Annotated in this window: 5 protein-coding genes and 1 pseudogene; 4 read left to right on the top strand and 2 right to left on the bottom strand. The window is 59.7% G+C overall.

The genetic code is table 11. From position 1 onward, the window contains the following. Positions 1 to 1,099: pseudogene (icd, locus tag ACJWXQ_RS02360) on the top strand (isocitrate dehydrogenase (NADP(+))); the annotation flags it as partial. A gap of 69 nt (positions 1,100 to 1,168) precedes the next feature. Here icd and iadA read toward each other — a convergent pair. Both iadA and ACJWXQ_RS02350 read right to left on the bottom strand, forming a co-directional pair. Beyond that, the gene (gene iadA, locus ACJWXQ_RS02355; protein ID WP_346050037.1) at positions 1,169 to 2,350 is read right to left on the bottom strand and encodes a beta-aspartyl-peptidase; all 1,182 of its coding nucleotides are present in this window, start codon (positions 2,348 to 2,350) and stop codon (positions 1,169 to 1,171) included. Beyond that, entirely contained in the window at positions 2,347 to 4,125 is a 1,779-nt protein-coding gene (locus tag ACJWXQ_RS02350) for a cyanophycinase (RefSeq protein WP_406672057.1), read from the bottom strand. Before ACJWXQ_RS02350 ends, iadA begins: the two co-directional genes overlap by 4 nt. Positions 4,126 to 4,609: 484 nt before the next feature. Here ACJWXQ_RS02350 and ACJWXQ_RS02345 point away from each other — a divergent pair, with 484 nt between their 5' ends. The 3 genes from ACJWXQ_RS02345 to ACJWXQ_RS02335 are packed head-to-tail and all read left to right on the top strand — an operon-like array spanning position 4,610 to position 10,816. Beyond that, on the top strand, positions 4,610 to 7,363 hold the full coding sequence (locus tag ACJWXQ_RS02345; protein WP_346050033.1) for a TonB-dependent receptor: 2,754 nt from the start codon (positions 4,610 to 4,612) through the stop codon (positions 7,361 to 7,363). 54 nt (positions 7,364 to 7,417) lie between these two features. Beyond that, positions 7,418 to 8,944, top strand: coding sequence for a putative basic amino acid antiporter YfcC (gene yfcC, locus ACJWXQ_RS02340; protein ID WP_406672056.1), 1,527 nt, complete (start codon positions 7,418 to 7,420; stop codon positions 8,942 to 8,944). A gap of 33 nt (positions 8,945 to 8,977) precedes the next feature. After that, positions 8,978 to 10,816, top strand: a complete 1,839-nt coding sequence (locus ACJWXQ_RS02335; protein ID WP_406672055.1) for a cyanophycinase — start codon at positions 8,978 to 8,980, stop codon at positions 10,814 to 10,816. Positions 10,817 to 10,851: the final 35 nt, after the last annotated feature.

The raw sequence follows: 10,851 nt of genomic DNA, 5'->3' as shown, positions 1-10,851 counted from the left end.
GGTCTGGGACGCCGCCGTGGAGAAGGCCTATGGCGGCAAGCGCAAGATCCACTGGGCCGAGCTCTACATGGGCGAGAAGGCTGCCGGCAAATATGACGGTGACTACTTCCCGGCCGAGACCCTGGAAGCCATCAAGGACCTGCGGGTGGCCATCAAGGGCCCGCTGACCACCCCGGTGGGTGAGGGCTTCCGTTCCCTGAACGTCTCCCTGCGCCAGCAGCTTGACCTGTTCGCCTGCGTGCGTCCGGTGAAGTACTACGAGGGCGTGCCCTCGCCGCTGAAGAAGCCCGAAGACATCGATGTAGTGATCTTCCGTGAGAACACCGAAGACGTTTATGCCGGCATCGAATACCAGTCCGGGTCCGATGAGAACAAGAAGCTGTCCACTTTCCTGCGTGATGAGATGGGCGCCAACTTCTTCGACGACGCTGGCCTGGGTGTGAAGCCCATCAGCCCCTTCGGCTCCAAGCGCCTGGTGCGCAAGGCCATTGAGTGGGCCATTGAGCAGGGTCGTGAGAGCGTGACCCTGGTCCACAAGGGCAACATCATGAAGTTCACCGAAGGCGCCTTCCGCAACTGGGGCTATGAAGTGGCCAAGGAAGAGTTCGGTGACAAGATCATCACCGAGGATGAGCTGTGGGACAAGTACGATGGCAAGCGGCCGGAAGGCAAGGTTGTCATCAAGGACCGCATCGCCGACATCATGTTCCAGCTGATGCTGCTGCGTCCGGAAGAGTTCGATGTGCTGGCCACCATGAACCTGAATGGTGACTACCTTTCCGACGCCTGTGCCGCGGAAGTGGGTGGCGTGGGCATTGCCCCCGGCGCCAACATCTCCGATGAAGTGGCTGTCTTCGAAGCCACCCATGGCACCGCACCCAAGCATGCCGGCAAGGACAAGGTGAACCCCGGCTCCCTGCTGTTCTCCGGCACCATGATGCTGGACTACATGGGCTGGACCGAGGCCAGCGAACTGGTACAGAAGGCCTACGAAAAGACCGTGGCCAGCAAGACGGTGACCTATGACTTTGCCCGTCAGATGGACGGTGCAAAGGAGGTCAAGACCAGCGAATTTGCTGAGGCCCTGATCGGCAACATGTAAGCATCTTTCGCTGATGCTGTTTGAAAAAAACCGCTCCCTCGGGAGCGGCTTTTTTCTTTCTGAGTATCAGTCAGTCTTTCTTCCCGGTTTTTCAAACGTTCCGAAAAGACGCTGTTGACCATCTCGCCAATGCCACTGACCCCGGGCCATCACGTCTCTCACTGCATAGTCCTCCTCGAGCACGACCAGATCTGCATCCATGCCTACATCCAGTCTCCCCTTGCGAGGCAGTTTCAACAGCTCGGCGGGATTGCAGGTGAAGGCCGGCAGTACGGTTTCTGCCGGCCTTCCACTGCGCAACAGTTTCTGGAGCGTTAATAGCAGGGAATCAGGTCGTCCCACATCCAGGCTGTGCAAATGCCCGTGGTCATCGAAATGAGGCAGGCAGCCGCCGCCGTCGGAACTCACGCTGATCCGCCCGCTGGGACCGTTGTCATCCAGATAACGGGCCAGAGCCTCGGCGGCCGGTACATCAGCATGGCTTGGATCTTCTGGAAAGGCTGTGATGTCAACGTGACAGCCTCGTCTGGCAGCCTCCATTGCCTCATCCATCAAGGCAGGCTGGCGATTGATATGGGTGGGCTGCAGGACTCGGGCGGGAATATCCGAATCGCGCAGAACCCGAAACAGGGGGTCCATGCCCTGTTTGCCGTCGCCGAGGTGCAGGTGCAGGACTCCGGCCTTGTTGGCCATCAGCCCGGCCACATGAGCTTCGCTGGCGATGCGGATCAGTTCCTGATCGGTGGGATGGCTGGAACGGTGGTCACTGACGGCGAGTTCGCCCACACCCACGACCCGATCGATATGAACAATATCGGCGCGGATGCTGCCGGTAAGAGTCACGGGCGGGACATGATAGCCGCCGGTGTAGCACCAGGCAGATAGGCCCTCTGCCATCAGAGCGCGGGCGCGGACCACCAACTCACCGGTGGTGCGTACCAGGTCATCAGTACCAAGCAGTCCCACCACGCTGGTGACGCCTGCAGCGGTGAATGCGCCCAGGTCGACTGAAGGCACCCGGCTTTCCGGACCATCCTCGCCACCACCGCCGGTGATGTGGGCATGGCAGTCCACCAGGCCGGGGATCACCATGCGACCCTCCATGTCCGCGCTCTCAATACCGCCAGAGCCCTCCAGTGCCAGGGCCTGTTCTCCGCGCAGGACGATTACCTCCCCGGCTACCAGCAGGTGATCCATGCCTTCATCCATCGGTGAATGCAGTCGGCAATTCTTGAGCAGTTTCATCATTTCCGGGCCTCCTTTCCACGTTTGCTGTCGGCGGCAGATTCAGGGCCAAGGGACAAGGATAGGCCGTACCAGCCGACGTGTTGGTTTCGATCCGCACTCAACCACTGCGTCTGCTCTGTTTCTTCAAGCTCGATTTGCCAGCGCTGCGGTGATGCATGGTGCTCTGCCGTCAGGCGAGCCTGCTTGCTGCAACGGAGTTTTCCGGCCATCTTCGCAACGCCCTGATCGCCCAGCAGATCCGCGTCAGATGGTGAGTCGCAGCTTGCCTGTTCTGTGCTGCTTTCCGGGGCAATGTGGAAACGCCCCTTTGCATCGATTGTCATCCCATTGCCCGATGTCAGGCGGTGGAGTAACACATTGCGGGCGGCCAGACCTGATTCGTTCAGGGATAGCGTAGACTCGCGAAAATCCATGATCATGGCAGCGGCGGCACCCAGAACATGAAAATGCCGGTCTCCGCCAGGACTTTGGCCCACAAGCAGGCCTGTGGTCTCATCGACTCCAAAGCTCAGGTCAGCGCCGGTGGCAGCTGCCAGGGCAATGGAGCGGACTGGACGGCCCCGTTCGCCATAATGGGTATCCAGCAATCCGAAGGAGAAAAGGCCCAGGCCCCCCGCTTGCTGCCAGGTCAGCGTATCCGGATCAGTGCCTTCCGGGCAGTCACCATGAAGGCCGCAATCCGGGGCGGGTGGGGGCGATGTCACCATGTTACCGCGCAATGCGGCCTCCGGAGTGCCACTGGCAATCATGGCCATGTCCTGCCCTGTTTGTACCGCCGTGCCGGCGCTGGTCCCGCCGACAACCAACGCCTCCGCCTGGAATCGCTCACGAAGTCGAGTCAGGGCAGCGCCGGCCGTGCGCTCATCCTTGAACAGCGTCGCCCGATGTCGAGACTGGTCGCCGCCATTGAAGAACACCCCGTCGGCCCAATCCATCAGAGAGGTCAGAGTGTCGGGGTTCAGGCAGGCCTCTGTCTGCTTTGCGGCCAGGTCAGGATAGATGTGGGCACGGTTCCAGGCGTTGCTGACTCCGGCACGCCATTGGTCCAGGTCGTCGCATTCTCCGGCCCGTGTAGCGGCATGGACCGCAGGGCCGGTTGGTGCCCAGCGTGCTTCGGCGCCACTTTGTTCGAAGGCGCCCAGGTAATAGTCCACCACGGACAGAGGGTCTCGGGCGGCTGAAGTGAAGACCAGTATCCTGGGTTGATCCCTGCCGGAAACCGCGGATGCCATTTCCACAAACTCCTGGTAAATGGCAGGCCGTTCGTGCTCGCGAGTGTTGGCGGCGCTGACCCATTCCCGGGCGCGTTCACCGTCCCGGGCCGGGTCTTCGCTGAATGCTTCCAGTAAATCGATGACCCGGTCCCGCTCTCGCGGGCTGAGCTCATCCGGAATGAGCTCTCTCAGCTCCTTGTGAGCAAAATCGCTGCTACCGCTCTTCAGACTGGCCTTCAGGCGTTGTTCCAGTTTTGCCCTCTGCGGCTCCCGCTTTTCCTGCCAATAGGCAGGATCCAGAATCCGCTTCAGGCGCTTGCGGTCCAGTCGATAAACCGTCGCGGTATGCGCACTGGTGGGCCAGTCTGCCTCGTCGCGGCGCTCATCGTCGCAAGCGCTGCGATAGCGGCTGGAGCACAGGCTGATGCTGCCGCCGGCAAGCAGCAGTGACCATTGAATGTCATTTTCCGGGTTGTCGTTTTCTTGCAACGGCTGCGGGCCGCAGGCCGTTAGCAACAGCGCTGCGAAGGCAATGAATGCAAGCCTTTGGCGGGTTTTCATGGTCTTCCCCATCCGTCCAATTGCAGTGAATCAGTGTCGCCTGGGCGACACAGTGACTTGACTTTGGCAAAAGGTCGTGGATAGTCTGAGGGGAAGGCTGGCAGGGGAGGCCAATCCAAGGCCAGCCTTCTTTGGAGAAGACCAAGTGGGTAGTATGACCCCGGGAGCGGTCTGAAACAATGGCCATCCAGACACTGACAGGCTTGGCTACCTTCCACGGCCGCTTTTGCAAGTCGCCGTATCGGTACAAGCCGCACTATCTCAGCGAGTGGTTCGACGAATAGATCGTCAGGTCACGCAGTGACCTGATGGTGCATTCCCGCCCGGTGCTCTCGGCACCAGTCGGACCCGCGCCATCCCCTAAACCGCCTACATCCCTCAGGATGCTGCTGCGTCTTCTGTCCGCAGTGGGCGTTCGGATGACAGCTGGAGAGCTGCCTCTGGCTGATGGTGGCCTTGAATCCCGATGAGATCAGGGGGATTTATGAGCAATCAAAACGCTTTTGATACAAAGTTGGCCGTAGCTGTGTTCGCCAGCCTTGCCTGGATGACGACAGCGAACGGCTTAGCCGTTGCAGAGACAGATGACACCGATGATGAAAGTCAGGCGGAGCTGGAGCGGGTCCAGGTGACCGGTTCCCGTATTCGCGGTGTTGACCTGGAGGGTGTGCAGCCTCTCCTCAGCTTTGACCGCGAAGATCTGGATGCCTCCGGGCAGGATTCGCTGATTGACTTTCTTCGTTTGCTACCTCAGATGGGGGGCGGTGAAGGGACTTTCACCACGGCCCAGAGCGGTACATTGACGGGCGATAGTCCTGCGGGGGCTGCCGGTGTTTCCCTGCGCAGTCTCGGTACCGCATCCACCTTGGTGTTGGTGAATGGACGCCGTACGACAGTGGCTTCCTTCGCCAATCAAAGCGAATCATTTGTTGATATCAACTCCATCCCCATGGCTGCCGTGGACCGGGTGGATGTATTGGCAACCGGCGCTTCAGCCATTTACGGCGCGGATGCCGTGGCCGGTGTGGTCAATGTGATTCTCCGCGATGACCTGGACGGCGGTGAGGTAAGGCTCGGCTATGGTGACTCGGCGGCGAGCAGCAATGACAGTCGGAGCAGTATCAATGTGGCATTCGGCCGGAACTTCGAAAACGGCAATGTGACAGGCTTCATCGACTATTATGACCGTTCCGCCCTCCGGGACCGTGACCGTTCCATTACGGCGGTAGAGCCGTTTCCCTCTCAGCAGGGCCGCTGGCCAAGCTTCAATGTGGACCCTGACTTGATCCAGGAAGACTTCATTGAGGAAAGCTGTCCTCCTGAGCTTCAGGACGTCGGACGTTTCGGGGAGTTCTGCTCCTTCAACCGCAATGCCTTCACTGACACTGTGCCACCGACCGAGCGGATTGGTGGGGGTGTGTTCGCTCATTTTGACATCACTGATCGCACCCGCTGGTATGCCGATTTCATCTACCAGCAGAACAGGAGTGAAGCGAATTCGGCACCGGCACCCTGGTCTGGTGAGATCATTTCCCTGGACCACCCGGATATCCCCACCGACGTTCAGGAAGAGATCGATGAGCGAGCCGATGAGCTGGACCAGTTCGGTATCGATCCGCTATTCCAGGGCTGGGGGCGTTTCAATGAAGCCCGCGCCATTGATTTGGAAAGCGATACCTGGCGTCTGGTCACCGGTTTGGACGGCATTACCGACGGCAACTGGGAATGGGATACCGCCCTGACCGTTGCCCGTAACCGTTCCGTGCAACGAGCCATCAGCGGGATCATGAATCGGGAAAAGTTCCGCGCCGGCCTCTTTGGTGAACTTTGCCCGGATGGCAGTGTGGGTTGTGACCCCGAGACGGACGGTCTTTGGTACAACCCTTTTGGTGGGCAGGATGCCAATAGCCCGGAAGTCCTGGACCTGGTCCGAGAGCGTGTACCCCGGCGCGGTGAGTCCGGCCTTTACGGCATTGACTTCAGTCTGGCCGGTGATCTGGCCAGCCTTCGTCATGGCGCCTTGTCGGCGGCCTTCGGTGCCGAGTTCCGGCATGAATATGCCGAAGACAATCCTTCGCCTCTGGCAACGGCCGATCCGGATGACAACTTCCAGGTGCCCGTGTTTGGATTCGGTTCCACGGATGTGGAGGCGGACAGGAATGTGGTCGCCGCTTATGCGGAGTTCAACGTGCCCCTGGCTGAAAATTTCGACATGCAGCTTGCGGGGCGATTCGACCATTACAGCGACTTCAGCGGTGCCTTCAGCCCGAAGGTGGGTTTCCGCTGGCAGCCCCATGAACGCTTCCTGATGCGGGGCTCCTGGGCCCAGGCATTCCGGGCACCCTCCCTGGCCCAGGTGGGTGCAGGTATCACCCTGTCGTCAGGGACGTTGCCCTGTTCCGAGGATTCGGAGTTTTTCGACAATTGGTGTGAGGGCGAGGCCGACGATCTCTCCTATCTGTCCCAGATCACCGGCAACCCGGATCTGGAAGCGGAGGACTCCGATTCCTGGAACTTCGGCATCGTGACAAGCCCCACGGATGATCTGACCATCAGTCTGGATTATTGGCGTTTCGAGCACACCAATCTGGTCGATATCGACGATGCCGTGGTGTTTCGTGATGCATTGAACGATCCGGATCTTATCGCTGAACCCGGTGGGATTGGCCCTGGAAACGTGGGTATCGAAACCATGAGCGGCGATCTGGAAAGCCGCTTGTGGGAGGTTTTTGTCCAGCTCATCAATGTGGGTGAGCAGAAAACCGATGGTGTGGACCTTTCCATTGAGCAGCGAATCGACCTGGGGCAGGCGGGTAATCTAAGGCTTTTCCTGGACGCGACCTGGATCAATTCCTTCAAGCGCCGTCTGTCCACCATCGAGCCGGAAGAGAGCCTTGCCGGTACCTGGCGTTATCCTGAAATGCTGGTCAATGCCGAGGCGAGATGGAACACCGGGCCATGGCAATTTGGCCTGCTTTTGCGCCATACCGGCTCCTACGAGGATGACATCGAACGGGCGGATATTGGGGATCTCGCTCGTGTCTCCTCCTGGAACCGCTGGGATGGCAGCGTGAGCCTTGATTTCGACAATGAATCCTGGCTCTCGCTACATGTGGACAACATCCTTGATGATGAGCCGCCCAGGGTGCTTGGTTCCTCGGCTAACGTGGACCTGGTAAATCACACCACCATGGGCCGGTTCTACTGGCTCCGGTATACCATGCCCTTTGGTCGTTAATCAGAGTGCAGCAACCCCCGGCCCCTGGGGTCGGGGGTTTGCCGGAGCCATGAAATGAGTCAGTCAGCCGCATCAGTCACACCGCAGGCCGGGGCCAGTCGCGTTCCCGATACCTTCGTGATCCTGTTCTTCATCGTCATTGCAGCGGCGATGCTGAGCTTTGTGGTTCCCAAGGGCGCTTTTGAAACCCGGGTGGTCAGCTATGAGCAGCAGGGTGTGGAGCGGTCTCGGGAAGTGGTCGTGCCCGGCAGCTTTCAATATCTTCAGGATGAGGAAGGCGAGCCGGTCCGGCGCGGTGTGCGCCTGTTCAGTGATGAGGAGGGCAGCCCTGGGCTGTTGAATTTTGCCTTCGAGGGGCTGGTTGCAGGTGACAGACACTCCGCGGCCGTGGGAGTGATTGCCTTCATCCTCCTGATCGGTGGCGCCTTCGGGATCATTCTGCGTACCGGCGCGATACAGACTGGTCTGATCAGCGTGGTCAAGGCCATGCGGGGTCGAGACATGGTCCTGTTGCCACTGATTACGGTCCTGTTCTCTCTGGGGGGTGCCATCTTCGGCATGGGGGCGGAAGCCATTGCCCTGGCCATGATCATCATTCCCTTGATCGTGGTGTTGGGCTATGACGTCCTGACCGCCATTTTGATCACCTATGTGGCGACCCAGGTGGGTTTCGGCAGTTCCTGGATGAACCCCTTTAGCGTGGGGGTTGCTCAGGGAATCGCCGAGGTGCCGGTGTTATCGGGTGCTGGATTCCGGGGCGTACTGTGGACAGTGTTCACGGCTACCCTGATCCTTTTTGCACTGTGGCATGCCCGTCGGGTCAAGACTGATCCAGGGCGATCGCCGGTGCCGGAGGCCAATGCCTGGTTTCGTGACCGCTTCGAAGAACAGGTATCGGATCGTTTCACCGTGGCCCATGGTCTGGTGATCCTGGTGCTCGTGGCGGGGATCGCCTGGATTGTCTGGGGCGTTACGGCTCGCGGCTATTACATCGCCGAGATTGCTACCCAGTTCTTCACCATGGGGCTGGCCGCCGGCGTGATAGCCACTGTCTCCCGACTTAACGGTATGGATACCAATGCCGTAGTGGTCTCCTTCAAGGAAGGGGCTGCCGCGCTTCTGCCTGCGGCACTGATTGTGGCCATGGCCCAGGGGGTCCTGGTGGTGCTCGGGGGCAATGATCCCACTTCGCCCTCGGTCCTCAACACCATCCTGCACGCCATGTCCCAGGCCATGGAGGGGCAGGGCCCCATAGCATCGGCCCTGTCCATGCTCGGCTTTCAGGCGGGCTTCAATTTCTTCGTGGCTTCAGGCTCGGGACAGGCTGCGCTGACCATGCCCATCATGGCGCCACTGGCAGACCTGGTGGGGGTGAGCCGTCAGGTGGCGGTTCTGGCTTTTCAGCTGGGTGACGGAGTGACCAACCTGATTATTCCCACTTCCGCGGTGCTCATGGGCGTTCTGGGTGTGGCCCGGGTTTCCTGGTGGACGTGGGTCAAGTTCATCGTTCCTTTTGTGCTGCTGCTATTGGGGCTTTCCATGGCCTTCATGGTGGGAGCCGTTTTGATTGGGTTCAGCTAGGTGTTACAGCCTTGGCTGAGCCGAGGAGGTCTTATGCCTTATCTTAAGTTTGCTGTCCTATCGCTATTTTTCGCGCTTTCTGCCGCCTGCTTTTCCGAAAGCGATGCCTCATCGGGCAATGGCGAGACGAGTAATGGCGGGGAAGCACTTCTGGTCCTTGCCGGCGGTGGCGCTGAAGGTGATGTAGGAGATACCAGTAGCTGGTCATACGGGCTGTATTCCCGGTTGCTTGATAACGGCGATATTCACGGCGACGGGGTGGTTCGTGTAGCCATCCTTGCGACCAGTTTCCCCAGTAACCCCAGTGATAGGGACTGGCTGGGTGAATACTTTGTCTGGATTGGCGACACCCTCGGGAAAGAAGTGAGTTTCGAGAATGTGGAAGTTGACAGTCGCAACCGGGCTGATGATCCCGCTGTGGTTGATGGTGTAGCCGATGCCGATGTGATCTTTATTCGCGGTGGTGACCAGTGGGAGTATGTGACCTGGTGGAAAGGCACGCTGTTGGAGTCCCATATTCGGGATGTGCATGCCGCCGGCGGTGCAATCGGTGGTACCAGCGCCGGGGCCATGAGTCTGTCCTCACTGAGCTATGCCTCGGGGCAGGACATGATCAGCACGGATGTTCTATACGACAGCCACAGTAGCTACCTGGATGACCGGGACGGTGGCAGCGGCATCCACGAAGATTTCCTGGCCTTCCTCGACAATGCCGTGGTCGATACGCATTACACCTGGCGGGGACGAATGGGTCGTCTTCTGGGTATTCATGCCAAGGCGATTGACGATGGCGCCTCGGACAGCCTGGTGGGTATTGGCATCGAGGAATACAGTGGCATTGTGGTTCAGGAGGGTGAAGCGGAAGTCATCGGTCACGGTGGGGTGAGCTTCTTTACCAGCCTGCAGGAGACCGAGATGGTCCGGGAGCCCGGTCGCCCATTGATCTATACCGATGTGCGTCTGGACCGGCTGTCAGATGGCTGGCGATGGAGCTTTGATGAAGCCGAGGCCATCCCGCCGATTGATGCCGAGTCCGTGGATACGGTTGGCGAGGGTCCTGCCAATGATGGTGCCCTTTTTGTGGATGGCGCCGTTGTGAACGATGCCGACTATTTCCAATGGCTCATTTTCGACAGCCCCTTTGAGCTTGAGGAAAGCACCCGGGGCACCGTGATTCTGGAAGCGGCCGGCCACACCCATGCTCTGGAAGATGGGGAGCGGGGGTATCGCCAGGAAACGGTTTTCTCCGCATTGGGGGATGGGCGGGTCCAGCTGGGCTTGTTGCTCTTTCATGATGACTACAATGGCGTCAGCGGTGCCGTTGAGCGATCTGCCGAGGTGCCGGATCAATTGCTGGCTGGGCCCGATCTGGCGAGCATCTTCATCAATGCCCGCTCGGCGGAGTTCCAGGCAGAGGCAGCCAACTTTGATTCCAAGAATGGCGTGGATGCCACCCTGGGCATGAGTGGGTTGCGGGTTCATGTCCTGGCGGATTCAGACAACCGCGACATGGCCCTGAATTCCCGAACCGGGCAGGTGGAGACCATTGCTTCCGGCGGGGAGCCCGGGAACGGGGATGATAATGGCAACGGTGATGATGATGGTAACGGGGGCGACGACGGCGATACAGACTCGGTGGAGCTAGAGCTTGACCCCTACAGGGTACGTGGCCGCCATCATGTGGATTTGTCCTGGACTGGCCTGGAGGACGAGACTGCGGTGGTCTTCCGGGATGGCGAAGAGGTGGCCGTGGTGGATGATTCCGACAGCTACACGGATGTCCCGGGCGGCCAGGGTGGCGGTAGTTATGTGTATCAGCTATGCGATGCCGAGGGCGCGCGCTGTTCTGACAGCGTGACCGCCGAATTCTGACCTTGTCCCCGGGCCCGGTGCCGGCCCAGGTGGCC

It is taken from the genome of Natronospira sp. (assembly GCF_007134575.1).
GTDB lineage: Bacteria > Pseudomonadota > Gammaproteobacteria > Natronospirales > Natronospiraceae > Natronospira > Natronospira elongata.
This window is presented reverse-complemented; position numbering and strand designations above follow the sequence as displayed.

Coding starts and splice junctions, on each gene's coding strand:
- iadA (WP_346050037.1), bottom strand. CDS start 2,350: ATGATGAAACTGCTCAAGAATTGCCGACTGCATTCACCGATGGATGAA.
- ACJWXQ_RS02350 (WP_406672057.1), bottom strand. CDS start 4,125: ATGAAAACCCGCCAAAGGCTTGCATTCATTGCCTTCGCAGCGCTGTTG.
- ACJWXQ_RS02345 (WP_346050033.1), top strand. CDS start 4,610: ATGAGCAATCAAAACGCTTTTGATACAAAGTTGGCCGTAGCTGTGTTC.
- yfcC (WP_406672056.1), top strand. CDS start 7,418: ATGAGTCAGTCAGCCGCATCAGTCACACCGCAGGCCGGGGCCAGTCGC.
- ACJWXQ_RS02335 (WP_406672055.1), top strand. CDS start 8,978: ATGCCTTATCTTAAGTTTGCTGTCCTATCGCTATTTTTCGCGCTTTCT.